This window comes from Acanthopleuribacter pedis (assembly GCF_017377855.1).
Classification (GTDB): domain Bacteria; phylum Acidobacteriota; class Holophagae; order Acanthopleuribacterales; family Acanthopleuribacteraceae; genus Acanthopleuribacter; species Acanthopleuribacter pedis.
Genome location: NZ_JAFREP010000014.1, coordinates 124,557 through 144,789 on the forward strand (window position 1 = coordinate 124,557; position 20,233 = coordinate 144,789).

Below are 20,233 nucleotides of genomic sequence, written 5' to 3' on the forward strand. Positions count from 1 at the left end.
AACAAATCAAGGGGCGCGGCCCGATTGATCGAACCTTGGTTCGGCGTCATCCGGGACGGCACGCCTGCACCTAAATGGTTGGAACCGAGACCTAATCCTAACCCGCGTCGTCAAAAAGATAAACGATGAACCTTTGGGTGAAACGCTTTTCACCGGGGCGCTTATTTCGGCAAACGTGGGTTCAAAGGGGATTTGGCGCTCATTAACCCTTTAATCTGCCAGTCTTTTGTGGGGGAGTCAAGCCTTTAAACCACTTGTGCACAACCGCTTGGAGACCTTGGCTGATCACCCTCCCACCCGAGTCGCCTTCCCCCGTGCAGGCTTCTATTTGGGCGGGCCTTGACGTGGGCCGGCAGCGGGCGACATGCACTTATTTTTTCCAGGAACATCGGCTCTTTTGGTGATTTTTGGTTTTGGAAAAAGGTGTCTTTGTCGTTATTTCTTTTTGGCTGCACCCGACAATGCCGATCTTTTCCCGTTGTTGGCCGGGGCGCGCCTTGTTTTCTTTTGATGTCGCCCCTTTTCCCACTTCGGTGGTCCCGCCCGCTGTTTGGTGAAAACCCTGTGAAACCGCGAATGATCCCATGACATCGCCCTTCTTTTTCACTATAATGGCGCCTCAATTTAGGCCGCTCGCAATCGCAAGCGCGGACCGGTGCGCCGAACACGCCGTGGGGATGGTGTCACTTGGGCTAGGAATACCCGCCGGGACCGCTGATGTTTGTGGGATTGGGTCTATGGTCGAGGTGGTGTATTGGGGAACCATCGCGGTCGATCAAACACTGAAGAAGGTGATCGATGAGTAACCAATGGCATTTGGATTCTTGGCGCGATTTTCCCGCGGCACAACAGCCTGAATACCCGGATCTTAAGGAAGTGGAGCAGGTTTTGGCTGAATTGCGACAACAGCCACCTTTGGTTTTTGCCGGGGAGTGCCGCAAGCTTAAAAAGAAACTGGCCGATGTCGCCGTCGGCAAAGCGTTTTTGTTGCAAGGCGGCGATTGTGCCGAGCAGTTTTCACAGAACCACGCCAAAATTATTCGGGAAAAATTACGCATTATCCTGCAAATGGCGGTTGTCCTGACCTATGGCTCCTTGAAGCCCGTTGTGAAGGTCGGTCGCATCGCCGGTCAATACGCCAAACCTCGCTCCAAACCCATGGAAAGGGTGAACGGCGTGGAAATGGCCTCCTACAAAGGCGATTCCATTAACTCGGTCGAGGCTGATTTCGATGCGCGCGTGCCCGATCCACAACGCATGTTGCGCGCCTACCACCAATCGGCCTCCACCCTGAACCTATTGCGGGCCTTTACCCACGGTGGTTACGCCGATCTCAACATGGTTAACGCGTGGAACCTGCAATTTGTGAAAAACAGCCCGCTCGGACAGCATTACGAGGATTTGGCCACCGAAATTCACCGCACGCTGAAGTTTATCGAAGCCTGCGGCATCGATTCTCGCCGCTTCCCGCAACTGAACCAAGTTGACCTTTACACCTCCCACGAGGGTTTGGTGCTGGGTTTTGAAGCGGCGCTGACCCGCTGTGATTCCCTCACGCAAAACTGGTACAACGTCGGCGCCCACATGGTGTGGATCGGCGACCGTACCCGCCAACTGGACGGCGCCCACGTGGAGTACTTCCGCGGCATCAACAACCCCATCGGCATGAAGGTCGGTCCTTCGTGCAGTGCCGACGAATTGATGAAGCTGATCGACGCCCTGAACCCCAACAACGAGGCCGGGCGCCTGGTCCTGATCACCCGCTTCGGTGCTTCCAAAATTGAGCGCATGCTGCCCAAGCTGATCCGCAAGGTTAAGGAAAACGGGCGCAAGGTGGTCTGGACCTGTGACCCCATGCACGGCAACACCTTTAACGCGGATACCGGCCACAAAACGCGCCGGTTCTCCGACATTCTTCAGGAACTCACCTTGTTCTTTAAGCTGCATCGTGCGGAGGGCACGGTGCCCGGCGGCGTTCACTTCGAACTAACCGGTGACAATGTCACGGAATGTTTGGGCGGCGTTGAAGACCTCAAGGAAGAGCATTTGGCCAACGCCTACGAAACAGCTTGTGATCCCCGTTTGAACGCGGCGCAAAGTCTGGAAATGGCGTTTAAAATTGCCGAAATGCTGCGTGAGGATGCCTAGGGTTTTTTGAAGGGGTCGGTTTCCCGGCGGGGTGAATCATCCGTCACGCCTGGGGTGCCGGCCTCACGACCGATTCACCGAACCGGGCGGAAAATGATCGTCACGGCACAACCACCGGGCCGGGGTGATCCGGCGGGGTGATTTTTCCGTCGGTCTCGGCCTCACAACCAATTCACCGAACCTGCCGGAAAATGGTTGTCACGGTACAAGCACCGGGCCGTGATGATCCCGGCGGGGTGGTTTTTCCGTCACGCCTGGGGTGTCGGCCCCTACAGGGCCTTCCCATTCGTGAACCCCATAGACCCAGGGTGCGACCATTTTCAATGGTCGTACCCGGGGCTAACCTATTGCATCCCTTCAGGATGCGTCCAGTGTGGCCAGGCTGCGCCCGGCGTTTATTCGAAGAATGGTCCTTGGATGGGGTGGTGCGACCCGCTTCGGGGTTCGCCGAATCGGTAGGCAGCCCCGCATGGGTTTGCCGGAATGGTATTCAACCCCGCGTGGGTGGGTCGGAACGGTAGGCAGCCCCGCATGGGTTTGCCGGAATGGTATTCAACCCCGCGTGGGTGTGTCGGAACGGTAGGCAGCCCCGCATGGGTTTGCCGGAACGGTACGCGGCCCCGTATGGGTTTGCCGGAACGGTACGCGGCCCCGTATGGGTTTGCCGGAACGGTACGCGGCCCCGCGTGGGTTTGCCGGAATGGTATGTAGCCCCGCGTGGGAGTGTCGGAACGGTACGCGGCCCCGTATGGGTTCGCTGGAATGGTATTCAACCTTGCGTGTGCCGCGGATCGGCGCGGGCTTGTTTGGATACCGGCCCAATCACCGAGCTGTTTTTTCCGCCTTCCTTGTGTAGCCGGCGGGGCGGGTTTGGTTGATAATGGAAGCACCCAACTGACATTGAATTGGGTGAGAGGGGGGACCTGTGTCCATTAAACAGGATCTGTTGGACCGTGCGGCTAAAGTAAACAAACGCATTGCGTTACCGGAAGGGGAAGATCCGCGCGTGATTGCCGCGGCGGTGGCCATGATTAAAGCCGGCACCGCGCGACCCCTGCTGTTGGGTGACGCCTTTGTGGTTGAACAACGTTGTGCCGAACTGGGGTTTTCCGGCTTCGATTTAGACGTTTTGGCGCCTGATCACGATGCCGACCGTTACGTGCCCGAGTTGATGGAGATCCGCAAGAAAAAAGGGTTGACCCGCGAACAGGCGACAACCCTGGCCGCCGACCCCTTGTTTAAGGCGGCGCTGATGGTGCGTGCCGGCGAGGTTGATACCTTTGTCGGTGGCGCCGTGCGCACCACCGCCGACACCGTGCGCGCCGCCATCCAGTGTATCGGGCCGCGCGAACGCACGGTTTCCAGCTTCTTTTACATGATCATGCCGCCTGGTGATCGCGCCCTGTTGTACGCCGATTGCGGCGTGATTCCTTTTCCCAACGCCGAGCAGTTGGCCGAAATCGCCACCGCCTCGGCGCGCAGTTGGCGCCAACTCAACGGCACCGAGCCACGCGTGGCCATGCTCTCGTTTTCCACCTACGGCAGTGCCAAACACGAATCCATCGACGTGATTCGCGAGGCCTTGGCGATTGCGCGGGAACGCGAACCCGAACTGAAAATCGACGGCGAGTTGCAGGTCGATGCCGCTTTGGTTCCCGAGATTGCCGCCCGCAAGGCGCCCGACTCCAGCGTGGAGGGGCGCGCCAACGTGCTTATTTTCCCCAACTTGCACGCGGGGAACATTGCCTACAAGCTCACCGAACGTCTGGCCGGCGCCACCGCCCTGGGACCTTTGCTGCAGGGTCTGAAATTGCCGGTCAACGATCTCTCCCGTGGCTGTACCGCCGAGGATATCCAGTTGGTAGCCGCCGTTTCGGCCATTCAGAGCGCGGATTCGTGAACCGACTGCCCCGCGAGTGGTACGCGCGCGACACCCTCACCGTGGCGCGCGCGTTGCTGGGCCGGGTGCTGGTGCATCAAAACGATCAGGGGGTTCGGGTCGGCGGGCGCATTGTCGAAACCGAGGCCTACCACCAGGACGGGGATGAGGCCGCCCACAGTTTTGGCGGCCAAACCGCGCGCAACGCGGTGATGTTCGGCCCGCCCGGCTTCCTCTACGTCTATTTCATTTACGGCATGCACCACTGCCTTAACGTGGTAACTGAGGTCGAAGGGGTTGGCGCGGCGGTCCTTATTCGCGGCTTGGAACCTCTGGAAGGTGAAAACCTGATGCAGCAACGGCGCGGTCCCAAAATCACCCGGCGCCAACTCACCAACGGGCCCGCCAAGTTGTGTGCCGCCTTGGGCGTGGCCCGCGAGCACGACGGCAGTGACCTCACCGGCACCGCCCTGTTCATCGAAGAGGGCACGGCGGTTGCCGATACCGAGGTGGTTACCGCGACCCGCATCGGCATCAGCAAAAGCGCCGATTTCCCCTGGCGGTTCTATATCAAAGGCAACGACTGGGTTTCCAAGCGGTAAGCTTTGACGGACGGTGCTGTTTAAAAAAGGTAGCTGAGTCGGGTATAAAACGAACCGCCGTTGAAACCGAAGGGGGCGGTGCGTCGCGGGTACACGAAAATCCCGTTAAACGACAGCCCGGGATTGTTTTCATCCGGGTAGGTATCGAACAGGTTGTTGGCGCCGAGGGACCAAGTCAGGTGGTGCCCGAAGCGAAGGCTTAAATCTAAGTCGACCAGGGTTTTTGCGCCGAAAACTTGGTCGCGAGACGGGTCGGCGGCCGACTCCACGGTTTTCACGCTGCCGAAGCGGTTGGCGCGCGCCGTGATCGTTAGCTGTTTCACTTCATAGGCCGCGGTGAGGCTGATTTGGCTGCGTGGCTGGGCCGTTTCAATGCGTTCCCGTTCGATGCGGTTAAACAGGGTGGAACCAAAACCTTCGAGCTCAGCCGGTGTTTGGGGTTCGCCCACCACTTGGGTATCGTTCCAATTCGCCGCGGCGGTTAGCCGCAGTCGTTTTTCTTCGCCCAGGTCGAACCCGTAAGCGATCACCAGGTCGCCGCCTTGCGTTTCGGTGTCGACCGCGTTGGTGAAGAATTGAGCCGCGCTGACGTCGAAGGGTTCGAGGAGGGCCGCGATTTGCGGATCGGCCGAGGCCTGGAATTGACCGGAAATCACAATGCGGTCGTCGATATCGATTTGGTACATATCGGCGGTGATGGATAGGTTGCGGCTCGGTTTCCAGGTGAATCCCGCGCTCAGGTTCACCGAGGTTTCTTCTTTCAACTCGGGGATGCCGAATGCTTGGGTGACCGGGTCGTTGTTGCGGAAGGTGCCGACTTCAAAGGGAACCAGCTCGTTGCTGACCTCGTCGGTGACGAACTGGGTCGAGGTGTTGTTGAAGAAGGATTGATGGAGGGAGGGCGCGCGAAACCCGGTGCTCGCGGAGGTTCGGAACGCAAGATTTTTGTGGGCACTGTAGCGGAACGCCAGCTTGCCGCTGAAGTTGTTGCCGAAATCGCTGTAATCCTCAAAACGGCCCGCGAGGGAGACCAGCAGGGGTTCGCTGAGGTTGGTTTCCAGCTCGCCGTAAACCGCGATGTTGTCGCGGTCCGCGTCGACCTCGTTGCCGGGCCGGAAGCCGGGGAAAACCTGAATACCGGGTGCCGCGCGACCGCCGGCTTGGTTGGGGACGCCGCCGTCGATCCAGGAGGCTGTCTCACCGGCGCCGATTTGGTAACTGTCCTCGCGCCATTCAAAGCCAAAGGCCAGGTTGACCGGGCGCCCGAAATCGACCGTGCCGAAGAGGTCCGCGCCCAGGGTGGTTTGGTTGAATTCCAGGCTGCCGGCGAAGGCCTCGGTTGGGCTTGCCGCGCCCAGCGAAACGTTGACCGAGTTGTTGATGTCGAAGTCGAAGCTGTTGCCGCCGGTGGTGGCGCTGATGTCGAGGACCCAGTTGTTGATCAGCGTTTTGTAGCCGATGGAAAGGGACTGATCGTCGACGGTGGTGTTGATGAGCGGCAAAAAACCGTCGGGGTAGATCTCGGGTACATTGCGGTTATCCAGGGCGCGGCGGTAGAAACCGCCCGATTCGCCCTCGCGTTCGGTGATCCCGCCGAACAGGTAGATCTCGCTGTCGATGCCGATGGGAAAGGAGGCATTCACAAACAGGCCGAGGTTTTCGGAATCGGCGTCGCCGTAGCGGTGGTTCAAGCGGTCAAAGCTTTGCTCGCGCGGGTCGGGGCTTCCGTCGGGAAGGGCCGGGTACTGCGGCCGCGGGTCGAGACCGGCGCGGTTGGTGGCGGCGCGGTCGCGGAACTCGCCGGTCAGGTTGAGGAACCCGCGTTCGCCGATGCGCCAGCCGTGGTTGACACTGCCGGTGAGGGTTTCGCCGTCTTCCTCATAGGTTTGCCCCGCGTTGATGTCGAAGCTGGTACCGATGTCGTTTTTGAGGATGAGGTTGATCACACCCGCGATGGCGTCGGAACCGTATTGGGCGGAGGCACCGTCGCGCAGGATTTCAATGCGTTCGATGGCGGCGCCGGGAATCGCGTTGAGGTCGACACCGGCGGTGCCGCGGCCGACCGAGCCGTTGACGTGAACCAGGGCGCCGGCGTGGCGGCGTTTGCCGTTGACCAGCACGAGGGTTTGGTCGGGGCCGAGCCCGCGCAGGGTCGAAGGGCGTACGATATCGGTGCCGTCGCTGATGGTGGAGGTGGAAAAGTTAAACGAGGGGGCCAGGAATTGCAGCATGCGGCTGGTTTCCACCATGCCGGTTGCCTTGAGTTCTTCCGCGTGCATGACATCAACCGGGACCGGCGTTTCGAGGGCGGTCCGGGCCGCGCGCGAACCGAGCACCACCAGTTCCTCGCCAAAGTTGGCCAGTGACGCGATCATGTGCACATCGAGTTCGCGGGTCCCGCCGGCGGCGATGTCGGTGTTGAGGTAGGTGGTTTCAAAGTCGGGGTGGGAAACCATCAGTTGGTAGGTGCCGCCTTTAAGACGCAGGCTAAAGGAACCGTTGCGATCCGAGACCACGATTTTCTGATTGTTGATGACCACGATGTTGGCGCCGCTCACCGCGTTTTTGGTGTTGGCATCGCGCACCATGCCTTTCAGGAGTCCGCTTGCACCGTCTTGGGCGAATCCGTGAGCCGGTGCGAGCAGTAAAAGCGCCGGCAGGAGTCGCCACACCGCGCCAAAGATGCGATGCGTGAGATGGGACAAAGGCTGGGGTTGATGCATGATTGGAACTCCTCTCGCGGGGCGTGGCGGCTCGGGGTGGCCTGTGTGATTGGGTGGGATTCGCGCGGTGCGGCAAAAGCCACGAAAAAAGACCCCGTTTTAAACGGCCGGGCCTTCACTTAAGCAAGGTTTTTGAGGGGTTAGGTCGTGAATACCGGGCATCTTAACACAGGCGCCGAAGAAACCCTTTTGGATTGTCACCCATCGAGGATATGCCAAGGTGGTCGGGGGCGAGGAGATTCGCCCGGAACCATGTCAATACCGAGGAGCGTCACAACCCGGCTTACAGGTCGAGGCTGGCGATCAGGCGTTCCCAGGCCGCGACCAAGGGGTCGTCTGGGTTGGCTTTGCGCAGCTTGGATGCGATGGAGACCAGCTTCTCGTAATACGTGTTTTTGAGCTTGGGTTGGTCTTCGATCAGCGTTTGCAGGTAGGCGGCGGCGTCGTCGTGCTCTCCAAGCATCAAGGTGTGGCGGAGGAAGTCGGTCCACAACTCTTGATCGCGGCCGTGCTGGTACAAAATGTCGCGCCACTTGCGGCGCAAACGGGGGTCCCCGGAGCGGTCCAGCCAATCGTGGAGTGCGTCGAAAAGGTCGCCGTGCTCCGCGTAGTTGAGGGTGATGTTGTATTCCTGGTTGGTGTGGTATCCAAAGTTGTAATCGTTGATGAGGAACCGGAAAAAGATGGGGAGTTTGTCAAACACAAGGCTTTCGGTGTAGGCTCGGGGAAGTTGGTAAAGGGGCATTTGCAGCCACGCTTGGCGCATTTGGTCCCAGCGTTGGTAATTGGCGTGAATGATTCCCTGACGACCGTGGTCGCCGATTGCCTCGTAACCGATGAGGGCCAGGTCGTCGCGTTTCGCCGCCAACCATTCGCCGGAAACGGCTTCGCAGGCCTTGGGGTCGTTTACGCACAGGATTGACAAGAGATCGTGCACCTTTACCGCCGCCAAATCCGCTTCGCTGAGTTTGGGGAGGGTGCGCAAGGCCGCGGCGAGATCGATCGGAATCAGGGCGTCCACCAAACGGCGGAAGTCGCCGGCCTCGCGAAAGTGATCGGCGGCTTCGTCGTAGTTTTTGAGCAGCATAAAGGCGTCGCCGGCGGCGACATGGTCGTCGGTTTCGTCCAGCAGAATCGCCGCGGCAAAGGCCCGGTCTTGCGCAAGGGCCGCGCGCCCCAGGGCGATGCGTTCCGCTTCATCCAGATGTTGGACGGCTTGGTAGGCGGCTTTGAAATCGTTTTTGACCGCGAAGATGTCGAGTAAGGGCTCGACCTGTTTGGTTTTTTGGTACACCCGAATCAGCCCTTTGGTGTCGCCCAAGGCGCGGAACAGGCGCTCCGCATCCGTGTGGCGTTCCGCGCGGTAGTAATTCTGCGCGGCGGACGCCCGGTTACCACCGGCTTCAAACATGGCGGCCGCCTCGGCGAACAGCGAACCTTTTTCGAAATATACCGCCGCCTGCTCCGGCCGGTCCAGGCGGTCGCGGTACAGCTCCGCCGCTTCACGGTAGGCCTTGGCGCGCACGTACAGGGCCGCCGCCTCCGCCACCTGATCCAGTTCCAACAACAGCATCGCCGCCTCGTGGAAACGGTTGGTGCCCAGGGCGACCGCCACCCTGCAGCGTTTGACGCCGGCCTCATCGCCAACCGCCTCGTACAGGGGCATCGCCCGGACGGGTTGTTCCGCCCGTTCGAAGTTGGCGGCCGCCTCCGCTGAGCGACCGACTTCCGCGAAGGCCTCGGCCGCGTGCTCCCAGCGTTCCTCCTCCTGGTAGTGCAGTGCCGAGGCGGTGAGGAAGCCGTCTTGATCGTCGGCGTTTTTGAAACACTCGCGCGCGGCACGGTAATGACCGCGTTCCAAAAAGTAACGCCCCTGGCTACGCCATGCTTCTGGTGTGGTGGTGACGTTCCAAATGGTGTCGATAAAGGCCGCGTCATCGGTGGCCACCAGCTTGCGCGCGAACAGCGGATCGTTCCAAATCACCGAACCCGCTTCGCCGTCGTAAATCAACAAATCCCCGCGCGCCCGCGTGATTCCGACATACAGCAGGTTGATGTCGTGGCGGATGCGCGCCTCGGGTAAGTCCTCCAGTTCGTCTTTGAGGATCAGTCCCCATAAATCGCGGGCCGTGCTGTCGTTGGCAAAACCCCACAACAAGACCGTGTCGAACTCCAAACCCTTGGCTTCGCTAATGGTAAACACCAGTTCGGTATCGAGCTTTTTTTGGAGTTTCTCTTTTTCCGCCTGGTTGCGAACCAAAATCGTGCGGTTGGCGCCGGTGGCGGCCACGCTTTGCAGCACCCGCCCCGGGCTGAGCCCGCGGATGAGCAGGGTCGGCCGGCCCTTGAATTTCCAGTCCTCGGCCAGCTCACTTTTGCGCACGCCTAAAAGTTTTTGCTTCAGGTGCAACAGGGTGTTGGCAATTTCCACGATGGCGCCCGAACTGCGGAAATTCAGCGACAGGAAACGCGGGTCGGGTACCTTGAGGTCGCGGTCGAAGAAGTGGCGGCGCAGTTCTTCCCAGCGGAAGCCGCTGGGGTTGATGATTTGTTTGGTATCGCCACACAAAAATTGGTTGTAGGGGTTGCGTACCCAGGAGAACAGCAACTCGTGTTGGATGTCGGTGAGATCTTGAATCTCGTCGCCGATCACAAAATCAAAGCGAAAGCGGTCGTCCTCGTTGGCGTTGAGCAACGCGCCGACCTCGCGCGCCAGATCCAGTTCGTCCCAGTAACCCTCGCGGTCCAGCAGGTCCTGGTACCAATCGAACATGGCGTAAATCTGTTTGCGGTCGAAGGGGAAGCTGGGTGCTTTTTTGCGGCCGATGGATTCGTATTCAAACGGGGTGAGGTAGCGACGGCGCGCCTGTTGCGGTTCTTTGTGGAAAAACTGGAGGCAGGCGTGCAGCACGGTTTGCACCCGCTCGGGGGTGGCGGCCACGTGGTGCTCCAATTGGCGGGCAAAGGTGGTGAGATCTTGCTTGAAGGCCTTTTGGACCGCTTTCTCGATGGGTTGGGCACTTTCCAGGCGGGCGAACTGGTGAAACTGGAGTTTGAGTTGGTGGCAGTCGGCTTGGCTAAGGCTGCCGCCCTGCAAACGCTGGTGGGTGGCGTGAAACAGCTTGAGGTTGGTGTGGGGCAGGGCGCCTTTGATGATGGCGCGAATCTCTTCCCAAACCAAGGTTGCCTCGTATTTGGCCGCGTGGGGGCTGTTGGGGAACAGGCGTCGGAAGCGGCGGAAATCCATTTCCTTGTCGCGCGGAAAACGCTGTTTCCCCTCGGCCGCGATTTCCAAACACAGGTTTTTGAAGGTTTCGAAGCGGGGCGGGGTCCAGTCGGCAACGTCGTCGCGTTCGTTGAGCAAACTCTCGTACAGCCGCCGCGAGTAATCGCACAGGTAGCGGTTGTAGGTGACAAAAAGTTTCTTCTGGTGGCGCATCACGCTTTTGAAGAGGTAATACACGGCCAGCGTGGTTTTGCCGCTGCCCGCGGTGCCTGAAACCAGCAGGGGCGGCGGGGTGCGCAGGATGTCGTTTTGATCGGGGGTCAGGTGGAGGAAGAGTTCGAAATCGTCGTGGCTGTATTTGGCGAGACGTTGCCATTCGGGTTCGCCCAGGGGGTGCCAGCGTTGGCCCGCCGCGTCCTGATCGATGGGGTCCGCGATGGTTTCCTGGGTGAAGTAGTCGGCGTCGAGGTCGTCCAAAACGACGGATTCAAACAACTCTTCCTGGTACTGATTAAACTTCAAAAAAGGTACGTTGTCGGGCACCACAACCCTGGCTTTTTTATCGATATCGTCGTGAACAACCACGCCCCAGACGTAGACCAGGGTGACGTCGCCCTCGGCCTGTTGTTCCCGACCGAGTGTGAAAATAATGCGGTTACCGCGATCAAGGCGTCCTTCCAGCACGGTCTTGGACGAGGTGCCCTTCAGCTTTTTAACTTTTAGCCCCGAATCCCATAGCCCGTTTTCCAGGTACTCGAACTTGGCGCGCAGCCGCTTGCGCTGGGGTGGCGCCAGTTTGAGAAAATAATGTTTAACCGTGTCGTTGATGAGTACTTGAATCAATTCGGAACGCCTTGGTGAGGATACGGGGGTGAGGTCTTATAATGAACCCGGCGAATGGAAAAAGGAATTGGAACAATCGGGGGAACAGCGATGCCTTGGTCGAATCGCAAAGCATGGGTGTTCGATATGGATGGAACCTTGACCCATGCAGTCCATGATTTTACAGCAATTAAGCGGCAACTGGGTTTGCCGACCCACCAGCCGATTCTCGAATCATTGCGGGCGATGACGCCCGCGCGGGCCGAGCCGATTGAGAAGGCGTTGGCCGATATCGAATACGAGATTGCCGGAGAGGCCGAGGCGTCGCCCGGTTGCGAAGCGTTGCTTCAGCGTCTTCAGGAGGCCGGTTGCCGGATGGGTGTTTTGACGCGCAACACGCGCCGCAATGCCTTGCGGACCTTGGAAGTATCGGGTCTCAGATCCTATTTTGAGGACGATTGGATTTTGGGTCGCGACGAGGCCGAACCCAAACCCGACCCCGCCGGGATCCACCATCTGCTAGAAGCATGGCAAATTCCCGCGCGGCAAGCCGTGATGCTGGGCGATGCGATTTTCGACCTGCAGGCGGGACGGGCCGCCGGGGTGCTCACGGTCTACGTCGACCAAGAAGGCACCTTCGAGCACCGCCGTTGGGCCGATTATTGCGTGCGTACCCCGGAAGAAGTCGAAACCCTTTGGGCGGGTGTCGGTTAAGGCCGTTTGCGCCAATGCCGCGATGAATCGCCTCGCCCGCCTCTTTCACAAGGCTTTCTGCTTCTCGCGACGAATCCTTGTGAAAGAGGCGGGCTCGCGGGAAAAATCACGCCACCAACCACGCCCGGACGATCAACCCTTCCCTGATTGATCGCCCGGGGCGCTCGGCGCATCATTCGAAATGGAGCCCGTGTTCTTGGTCGCGCACCACCTGGATCGTTTGGCCTCTGCTGAAGCGGCCTTGCAGCAGATCCTTGGCCAAGGGGTTGAGTACCAGTTGCTGGATGGCGCGTTTGACCGGACGGGCCCCGAAGGCCGGGTCGTAACCCACCTCGGCGATGAGGTCCAAGGCCTCGTCGCTAAAAGAGAGCTTGAGTTGTTGCTCCTCCAGGCGTTTGTCCAGGCGCGTCAGTTGGATGCGTACGATGTCGCGCAGCATCTCCGCGGACAGGGTTTCGAAGGGGATGATTTCGTCGATGCGGTTGATGAACTCCGGTCGGAAATGGTCCTTCATCGCCGCCAAGAGTTTGGTTTCTTTTTCCACCGCATCCAGATCGGGACGGGCCGCGATTTCCGAGGCGATGTTGCTGGTCATGATGATGACCGTGTTGCGGAAATTGACCGTGCGGCCTTTGCCGTCGGTGAGGCGGCCGTCGTCGAGGATTTGCAAAAAGGCGTTAAAGACCTCGGGGTGGGCTTTTTCGATTTCGTCGAAGAGGATCACCGCGTAGGGCGAACGGCGGACTTTTTCCGTAAGTTGCCCACCTTCCTCGTGGCCGATGTAGCCGGGGGGCGACCCAATCAGACGCGAGACCGAGTGTTTCTCCATGTACTCCGACATGTCGATGCGGATGAGTTTCTTTTCGCTGTCGAAGAGCAGGTCGCTGAGGGTGCGGGCCAACTCCGTTTTGCCCACGCCGGTTGGGCCGAGGAACAGGAAACTGCCCAGCGGGCGGTCCGGGTCCTGAAGGCCCCCGCGTGAGCGGCGGATCGCATCGGCAATGGCCTGAACCGCGCGGTTTTGGCCGATCACCCGTTCGTGCAAGCGGGTTTCCAGGTGGAGCAACTTCTCTTTTTCCGATTCGAGCATTTTCGAGATCGGGATGTTGGTCCAGTTGGCGACCACGCGGGCGATGTCGTTTTCGGTGACTTCTTCACGCAGCAGGCTGCCTTCCGCCTGTAAGGTCTTGAGGCGTTCTTCCACTTGTTCCGCCTGCTTCTCGGATTGGATCAGCTGACCGTAACGGATTTCGGCCGCGCGGTTGTAGTCGCCGGAGCGTTCCGCGTCGTTGGCCGCGTGCTTGAGTTGCTCGGCCTTTTCTTTGAGGGCGCGCAGCTCTTGAATTTGGTTTTTTTCGTTTTGCCAGCGCTGCTTCATGGCCGCCAGCGATTCTTCCAGGTTGGCGATTTCCCGTTTGACCTCTTTGAGGCGTTCGCGGTTGGTCGGCGTGTCCTCCATGTTGAGGGCTTCGCGCTCGATTTCCAGTTGGCGCTGTTTGCGCATGCCTTGGTCGATTTCGAGCGGCATCGAATCGATTTGGGTGCGGATGGTGGAGGCCGCTTCGTCGACCAGGTCGATGGCTTTATCGGGCAAAAAGCGGTCGGAAATGTAACGTTGCGAGAGGTGGACCGCCGCGATCAAGGCCGAATCGCGAATGGTGATGCCGTGGTAAACCTCGTAGCGTTCGCGCAGGCCGCGCAGGATGGCGAGCGCCGCGCCCTCGTCCGGTTCGGCGACCTGGACCGGCTGGAAACGGCGTTCGAGGGCGCTGTCTTTTTCGATGTGTTTTTTGTATTCGTTGAGGGTGGTGGCGCCGACGCAGTGCAACTCGCCGCGTGCCAGTGCCGGTTTGAGCATGTTGGAGGCGTCCATGGCGCCCTCGGCCGCGCCCGCGCCCACGATGGTGTGTAACTCGTCGATAAAGAGAATGATGTCGCCCATGGAGGCGGTCACTTCTTTGAGCAGGGCCTTGAGACGGTCCTCAAATTCACCGCGGAACTTGGCGCCCGCGATCATTGAGGCTAGGTCGAGGGTCAGCACGCGTTTGCGTTTGAGTCCCTCGGGGACGTCGCCACTGACGATGCGCATCGCCAGTCCTTCGGCGATGGCGGTTTTGCCCACGCCGGGTTCGCCGATGAGGACCGGGTTATTTTTGGTTTTGCGGGAAAGCACTTGAATGACGCGGCGAATTTCTTCTTCACGGCCGATGATGGGGTCGAGTTTGTTGGTACGGGCCCGGTGGGTGAGGTCGATGGTGTACTTGTCCAGTACTTGGTACTTGGCCTCCGGGTTTTGGTCGGTGACCGAGCTTTCGCCGCGCAATTCGCGCAGGGCGAGCATCACCGATTCCTCGCGCACGCCGCGTTCGTCGAGGCGGCGGGCCAAAATGTTGTGTTTTTCGCGGAGGATTTCGAGAAACAGGTGTTCCGTGGAGGTGTAGGTATCCTGCATCTTGCCCGCGGTTTTTTGGGCGGCGGTGAGCAGGCGGCCCAGCGAACCGGAGATACGAGGCTGTTGGTTGGCCCCGGAGACCTTGGCGGCGCGGTCGAGGTGTTGGTTGATTTCGGATTGCAGCTGGGGGATGGGTACCCCGATTTTTTGCAGTAAGGGTGGCACGATGGAATCGTTTTGTGCGAGAAGGGCGGCGCTGAGGTGCTCGATGGTGACCTCGGGTGCTTCGCCTTCGGTGGCACGGGCGAGGGCGTCTTGGATCGCTTCCTGGGCCTTGATGGTGAATTGGTCGAACCGCATGGGTCCTCCTTTGATTTGATTGAACAAATCTTATAGTGGATGACTAAAGAAATCTACTTTTTATTTGTGAAAATTTATAAACACGTCGTGAATGCTCGGCGTAATGGGGCGGCACGCGGGGGGCGTCCGGTGTCTTCCTTGCCTATCGGCGCGCGGCTTCAGCCCATGCGAATGACGGACAAACCTTGCCTGACTGGAAACGGAAACAAGGCGGACGCCGCCCGAACCGGAGCGAACGCTGCTTGAATCGGGACGAACGCACGCCGCTATGCCTGGCCCCTCGCTTATTTGATGTGAGCCAAAGGCGAACCACCTTCGGTTAGGCTCCCCACGGCACTTTATCGGCGATGCCGGCGTAAATGAGATTTCAGCTATGGGTAAATGCTTGTGAAAAAACGTTTATTCTGGGTGCCCGGGGGTTCCCATCGTGGAGGCTGCTGAAGGCGCCGGCGCCACAACCAACCGGTCAAACCCAGGTCAGGTGTAGGCGTACATATCCGCGATGTACTCGTTGAGAATGGCTTCCTTGAGTTCCAAAATATCCATCAGAATTTCGTCCAAGCGTTCCAAGTCCTTGGTATGGATATTGATATCAATACCCCATTGATAAAAAACCTGGCTTTCGGCCGTGGTGATCCCGGGGGTAATCATCGCGATGGTTTGACAGCGGCGGATCGGCAACGAAATCTGTTTGATCTTGCCCAGCAAGGCCTGGCTGTCCGAGGCGTATTTCAGCATGCGCTGATCCACGATCACCAAGTGGTAGGGCTTTTTGGCGATCTGCTCCAGCGTGGCTTCCAGCGAGGTCACCGGGTTGAGGGTGAACCCGCGTCGCTGCAAGGTCGCCTCGCAGTTTTTGATCACGGTCGCGTTTTGGGTTGCCACCAACACCTGGCTCTCCAGAAGGCGTTCGTGGACCTGGGCCTGAAACGCTTTTTCTTTTTTCTTTTCCGTCTGGGCCGTGCTCATGCCGGGCGGCACGAAATTACCCTGATCCGCCTTGAGCCGGTCCTCCAGCATGCGCAGGCGACCTTCCATCTCGTTGCGCAAGTCGGCCTTGGTCCGGTCCAGTTCGTTTTGAAACTCGCGGCGAATTTGTTCGATCACCTGGGCCGGCACACCCGCCGTTGCCGCGCTTGGGGTCGGTGTCGGTGGGCGTTGCGCGGTTGGTTGCGGTGCGGGCGGGCGTTGGGCCTGCGTGGGCGGACGGTGGGTCGGCCGCTGCTGGGCTTGGGCTTGTTTCGGTGCTTGGGCTTGCTTCGGTGCCTGGGCTTGTTTGGGGGCCTGGGCTTGTTTCGGCGCCTGAGCTTGTTTGGGAGCACTCCCCGCGCTGGAGAAGATGTTGTCGATGGCGTTGTCGAAATGAGTGCCCATCGAATCACCCGGCGAAGCGTAACCGGATTGTTGGGGAATCGGCTTCGCCGCCTGGGGACTGTAGTCGTCACTCACCGGGTTATCGTGCCCGCAGGCCGGGCATTTTTGGGTGTAGTCCGCGGGAAGCGGGATGTCGGGTACGACGATAATGCGACCACAACGTTCACAAGCTTTGTTCATCAGGTCCTCACGGCATGTCGAGACCGAGCGCCGGCATTTGGTCGATGGTCATGGAATCGTCCGTTGAATCGTCGGGGGCGGCTTCGGTTTTCAGAATCCCCAGTTTGAGACCGAGGTTGTTCGGGTTGGTGGCGTAACGCATCGCCGTGTTTTTGTCGATGACGCGTCTTGAAACTTTGTCGAGCAAATCCATATCAAAAGTCTGCATGCCCTCGTGGTGGCCGTCCGCCATGGCGTCTTCCAGGCTGCCCGCCGCTTGCGCACCCTTGAGGATGTAGGTACGGGTCCGATCATTGGAGCGCAAAACCTCGACCGCCGCGACCCGGCCTTTTCCGCCAGGTTTGGGCATTAACCGTTGCGAAATAATGTAGCGGAAGGTCTGGGCGAAGCGGCTGCGAATGACCGTTTCCTGGTCCTTGGGGAAGACCCCAATGATACGCTCAATCGTTTTGGCCGCGTCGATGGTGTGCAGCGTCGACATAATTAAATGGCCCGTTTCCGCCGCTTCCAGCGCGATTTCAATACTTTCCACATCGCGCATCTCCCCAACCATGATTACCTGCGGCGCCTGGCGCAGACCCGCGCGCAACGCGGCCGCGAAGGTGTCGGTGTCCTGGCCCAGCTCGCGCTGGTGGATCATGCTTTTGGTTTTGGGGTACAAAAATTCAATGGGATCTTCGATGGTGATGATGTGGTAGGCGTACTTCTGCGCCATGAGGTTGATCAAGGCCGCCATGGTCGAACTTTTGCCGCTTCCCGTCGGTCCCGTCAGCAGTACGATGCCGTTTTTGAGGTCCAGCGAACCCAGTAAGGACTTCGGTAGCGCCAACGATTCGAAGCTGGGAATCAGCGTGGGAATCACCCGCATGACGATGACCAGGCTGTTGCGCTGCCGGAAGCAGTTGGTCCGAAAACGGCCGGTTTTTTCCAGCGTGTAGGAAACGTCAACCGAACCCGTACGCAAAAAGGTCTCCATCGCCTGGGGTTTGTCCTTGAGCAGATCCAATACCAGCATTTCCGTTTGGTAGGGGCTGAGCGGGCGCAGGTCCTTGAGCGGGACCTCCGTGAGCGTGCCGTCCACCATCACCTTGGGTGGTGAGCCGGGACTGAAAATGATGTCCGAAGCCCGTGAGGCGACACTCATAATGCGTTTCAAAATCGGTGCAATGTCGTAGGGATTCAAGCCGCCCATCCTTCAGGTGTTGCGTTGATTGGAAAGCTGTTGGGCCCGAGGCGGTGAGCCCCGTGATAACAAGAAGCAGGCCCCCATCATACCCCAATTTTCTCTGGCTTTTGTGATGATGCATGCAACGCTTTGGGTGATTGTCGCCCACCCGCACGAGCGCCTTTGGGATAGCAAACCTTTTTCTGTCTATCGCCCTCCCACCGGAATTCTTGAGCTTCGTTTCCGCCTCTTCGCAGCCCTGGGACGGGTTAGGGGTTTTCTTTGATCCGATTTCCACGGATAATGCGGGCTAACCCGTTCGTTCGCCGCGTTTTTCACATCAAATGCTTGCATATTCGGCGCGGGGCCGGGGTTGGTGTTCTGTTTCAAAATGCGGTGCCGAAGGAATGGTTTTGGGAGGCGATGCCATGCTTCTTGGCAAAGAAACCGTTGTGAGCCAGTGGTTTGGCGATGGGCGTTGGGTGCCTGTCCCAAGTCTTGCCGTGTTGGACGGCGACACCACGCCGTGGCCGATGGTGCTTTTATTCGTTTGGGCCGCGGTGGCGTTGACCTGGGTGACGGCCTGGCTCATGACCCGTAAAATCCGGCATCGCCGCGATGAATTAACGCTTTCGCTGGCGAATCAGAGTCGGCGCTTGGCCGACAAAAGCGAGGAACTTTCCGCGGTTTGCGAGATCCTCAACTGTTCCCTCAACAAACCGGAACAAGCCGCCGAGTTTGCCCTGCAGCGCATGATCCGCCTGATTCCCAACCTTTCGCGCGGTGGCCTGTTGGTGCGCGGTCCCAAGGATCGCCGCTTCCGCATTATCGCCCACACCGGGTACCGCGATTTTGTGTTTTCCCGCCTCGATTTCACCTTTGAAGAAATTATTTCCCAATACGCCGAGGGGACCGAGGAACTGGCCGACGGCGTTTTTTTGGTGCGCTGTCCCAATTTAGAAGGGACCGACCTACCGCGCGCCACCTTTATGGTTGCCCTTGTGCTCGAGTTTCGCGGTTTGCTGCGCGGCCTGCTGGTGTTTGACCACGAAATCGATATCGGCGTGGTGGGTGAACTGGAACTGGAGCGGCTGAAACGGTTCCGCATTTATGCCGGTGACGTTTTGGCCAGATTGCGTATTGATCAGGAAGAACGTCGCCGGAGTTTGGCATGAAAACCTACGCCTTTGAACGACTGTACCAGGACAAACAATGCTGGATCGCGCCCGCCTACGTGACCGTGGACGCGGCCGGCACCATCACCGCGGTGGGTTCTGAAGCGCCCGACGACGGGACACCCGTGGAACACCACCGCGGCCTCGTGCTGCCAGGTTTCCAGAACGCGCATTCCCACGCGTTTCAGTACGCCATGGCCGGCTTGGCGGAGTTTGCCACCCGTCCCGATGATGATTTTTGGTCTTGGCGCACCGCCATGTACGACCTCGCCCTGCGCGTGGGGCCGGAGCAACTCGAGGCAATTGCCACCATGCTGTACGCCGAAATGGTGCGCCACGGTTATACCGCGGTAGCCGAGTTTCATTACCTTCACCACGATGTCGACGGCCGTCCCTATGCCGAGCCCGCGCTTTTGTCCCATTGCCTGATGCGGGCCGCCGCGCGCGCCGGCATTCACCTGACCTTGGTGCCCATGTTCTACCGCCTCGGTGGTTTCGATCAACCCGCCACGGCGCAACAACGGCGTTTCTTGTCGCCCGATACCGACGCCTACCTCGATTTGCTCGCCGCCGTCCACAAAACCGCCGCGTCCTTCGCGCACGTGACCGTGGGTGCCGGGGTGCATTCCTTGCGCGCCGCGAGCCGCGCGGATATCCAGTTTTTGCTGGGCGAGGCCGATTTGCGTGGGCCGCTGCATCTGCACATCGCCGAACAGACGGGCGAAGTAGCCGCATGCGAGGCGCGCTGGGGACAACGCCCGGTTGCCTGGCTGCTTGATCATGTGGCGGTGGATGCCCGCTTCCATTTGGTCCACGCCACCCATGTGACCGAGGCCGAATGGCGCGGTATGGTTAAGGCCGGTGCCAACGCCGTTATTTGTCCTTCGACCGAGGGGAATCTGGGCGACGGCTTTTTTCCGATTGACGATTACCACGCCGCCGGCGGTGCCTGGTGTATCGGGACCGACAGCCACGTCGGCCTTTCACCGCTGGAAGAACTGCGTTGGCTGGATTACGGCCGCCGTTTGCAGCGCCGCCGTCGCAACGTAATGTGCCCCGACGTCGGCGCCGACGGCGGGGTCGAAATGGTGGACCGCGCGTTTCACGGCGGCCGAGCCGCCATGGGTGCCGCGGCGCAAAAGGGTTACTTCGCCGTGGGCACGCCCTTCGACGCCGTGCTCGTCGACAGCGATCATCCCTTGCTTGCCGTCTGCGAACCGGACCGGTTGATCGCTACATTAATATATGCCGGCGATGTGACCTTCATCCGCACCCTGTTTCAGGCCGGTACGGTACGTGTCGAAAACGGTCGCCATCGCGAGGCCGACGCCATACGCGCGGCATTCAGCAGCGCGCTACGTGCGCTTAACAGCCGTGGTAACTAAGGTCATCTTTAAAGGGATTCCGAATAACGACGGCGTGGGGCGAATGGTTTAGAAGAAATCACGCTTTTTTTGGTTTTTCGGCCTAATT

At 59.4% G+C, this 20,233-nt stretch carries 12 protein-coding genes; 6 read left to right on the plus strand and 6 right to left on the minus strand.

Going from position 1 to position 20,233, the window contains the following annotated elements; translation table 11 throughout:
* Nucleotides 1-370 precede the first annotated feature (370 nt).
* Nucleotides 371-607 carry a hypothetical protein gene (locus J3U88_RS15180; protein ID WP_207859717.1) on the minus strand — a complete coding sequence of 79 codons (237 nt, stop codon included), beginning with the start codon at nucleotides 605-607 and terminating at the stop codon, nucleotides 371-373.
* A 191-nt stretch (nucleotides 608-798) separates the two neighbouring features.
* Here J3U88_RS15180 and J3U88_RS15185 point away from each other — a divergent pair, with 191 nt between their 5' ends.
* The 3 genes from J3U88_RS15185 to J3U88_RS15195 all read left to right on the plus strand — a co-directional run bounded on the left by J3U88_RS15185 (nucleotide 799) and on the right by J3U88_RS15195 (nucleotide 4,629).
* The gene (locus J3U88_RS15185) at nucleotides 799-2,148 is read left to right on the plus strand and encodes a class II 3-deoxy-7-phosphoheptulonate synthase (RefSeq protein ID WP_207859718.1); all 1,350 of its coding nucleotides are present in this window, start codon (nucleotides 799-801) and stop codon (nucleotides 2,146-2,148) included.
* Nucleotides 2,149-3,073: 925 nt separating this feature from the next.
* Nucleotides 3,074-4,048, plus strand: coding sequence for a phosphate acetyltransferase (pta, locus tag J3U88_RS15190; protein WP_207859719.1), 975 nt, complete (start codon nucleotides 3,074-3,076; stop codon nucleotides 4,046-4,048).
* A complete protein-coding gene (locus J3U88_RS15195; protein ID WP_207859720.1) occupies nucleotides 4,045-4,629 on the plus strand; it encodes a DNA-3-methyladenine glycosylase in 585 nt (194 codons plus the stop codon). The genes pta and J3U88_RS15195 overlap by 4 nt, the downstream gene beginning before the upstream one ends.
* A 20-nt stretch (nucleotides 4,630-4,649) precedes the next feature.
* Here J3U88_RS15195 and J3U88_RS15200 read toward each other — a convergent pair whose 3' ends face one another.
* Both J3U88_RS15200 and J3U88_RS15205 read right to left on the minus strand, forming a co-directional pair.
* Nucleotides 4,650-7,352 carry a TonB-dependent receptor gene (locus J3U88_RS15200; protein ID WP_207859721.1) on the minus strand — a complete coding sequence of 901 codons (2,703 nt, stop codon included), beginning with the start codon at nucleotides 7,350-7,352 and terminating at the stop codon, nucleotides 4,650-4,652.
* A 283-nt stretch (nucleotides 7,353-7,635) separates the two neighbouring features.
* Entirely contained in the window at nucleotides 7,636-11,421 is a 3,786-nt protein-coding gene (locus tag J3U88_RS15205; protein WP_207859722.1) for a UvrD-helicase domain-containing protein, read from the minus strand.
* A 90-nt stretch (nucleotides 11,422-11,511) separates the two neighbouring features.
* Between J3U88_RS15205 and J3U88_RS15210 the strand changes: the two genes are divergently transcribed.
* The gene (locus J3U88_RS15210; protein WP_207859723.1) at nucleotides 11,512-12,114 is read left to right on the plus strand and encodes an HAD family hydrolase; all 603 of its coding nucleotides are present in this window, start codon (nucleotides 11,512-11,514) and stop codon (nucleotides 12,112-12,114) included.
* A gap of 172 nt (nucleotides 12,115-12,286) precedes the next feature.
* Here the strand turns inward: J3U88_RS15210 and clpB are convergent, their stop codons facing one another.
* The 3 genes from clpB to J3U88_RS15225 all read right to left on the minus strand — a co-directional run bounded on the left by clpB (nucleotide 12,287) and on the right by J3U88_RS15225 (nucleotide 17,603).
* The gene (gene clpB, locus J3U88_RS15215) at nucleotides 12,287-14,866 is read right to left on the minus strand and encodes an ATP-dependent chaperone ClpB (protein WP_207859724.1); all 2,580 of its coding nucleotides are present in this window, start codon (nucleotides 14,864-14,866) and stop codon (nucleotides 12,287-12,289) included.
* A 477-nt stretch (nucleotides 14,867-15,343) separates the two neighbouring features.
* Nucleotides 15,344-16,420 (minus strand): hypothetical protein, encoded by a 1,077-nt coding sequence (locus tag J3U88_RS15220; protein ID WP_207859725.1) that lies wholly within the window; start codon nucleotides 16,418-16,420, stop codon nucleotides 15,344-15,346.
* A 7-nt stretch (nucleotides 16,421-16,427) separates the two neighbouring features.
* Complete coding sequence (locus tag J3U88_RS15225) at nucleotides 16,428-17,603, minus strand: type IV pilus twitching motility protein PilT (protein ID WP_207859726.1); 1,176 nt, start codon at nucleotides 17,601-17,603, stop codon at nucleotides 16,428-16,430.
* 410 nt (nucleotides 17,604-18,013) lie between these two features.
* Between J3U88_RS15225 and J3U88_RS15230 the strand changes: the two genes are divergently transcribed.
* Nucleotides 18,014-18,760 carry a hypothetical protein gene (locus J3U88_RS15230; RefSeq protein ID WP_207859727.1) on the plus strand — a complete coding sequence of 249 codons (747 nt, stop codon included), beginning with the start codon at nucleotides 18,014-18,016 and terminating at the stop codon, nucleotides 18,758-18,760.
* Nucleotides 18,757-20,145, plus strand: a complete 1,389-nt coding sequence (gene hutF / locus J3U88_RS15235; protein ID WP_207859728.1) for a formimidoylglutamate deiminase — start codon at nucleotides 18,757-18,759, stop codon at nucleotides 20,143-20,145. The genes J3U88_RS15230 and hutF overlap by 4 nt, the downstream gene beginning before the upstream one ends.
* Nucleotides 20,146-20,233: the final 88 nt, after the last annotated feature.

Excerpts from the sequence above, each read along its gene's own strand:
- J3U88_RS15185 (WP_207859718.1), top strand. The coding sequence starts at position 799 with ATGAGTAACCAATGGCATTTGGATTCTTGGCGCGATTTTCCCGCGGCA.
- J3U88_RS15200 (WP_207859721.1), bottom strand. The coding sequence starts at position 7,352 with ATGCATCAACCCCAGCCTTTGTCCCATCTCACGCATCGCATCTTTGGC.
- J3U88_RS15210 (WP_207859723.1), top strand. The coding sequence starts at position 11,512 with ATGCCTTGGTCGAATCGCAAAGCATGGGTGTTCGATATGGATGGAACC.
- clpB (WP_207859724.1), bottom strand. The coding sequence starts at position 14,866 with ATGCGGTTCGACCAATTCACCATCAAGGCCCAGGAAGCGATCCAAGAC.
- J3U88_RS15220 (WP_207859725.1), bottom strand. The coding sequence starts at position 16,420 with ATGAACAAAGCTTGTGAACGTTGTGGTCGCATTATCGTCGTACCCGAC.
- J3U88_RS15230 (WP_207859727.1), top strand. The coding sequence starts at position 18,014 with ATGCTTCTTGGCAAAGAAACCGTTGTGAGCCAGTGGTTTGGCGATGGG.
- hutF (WP_207859728.1), top strand. The coding sequence starts at position 18,757 with ATGAAAACCTACGCCTTTGAACGACTGTACCAGGACAAACAATGCTGG.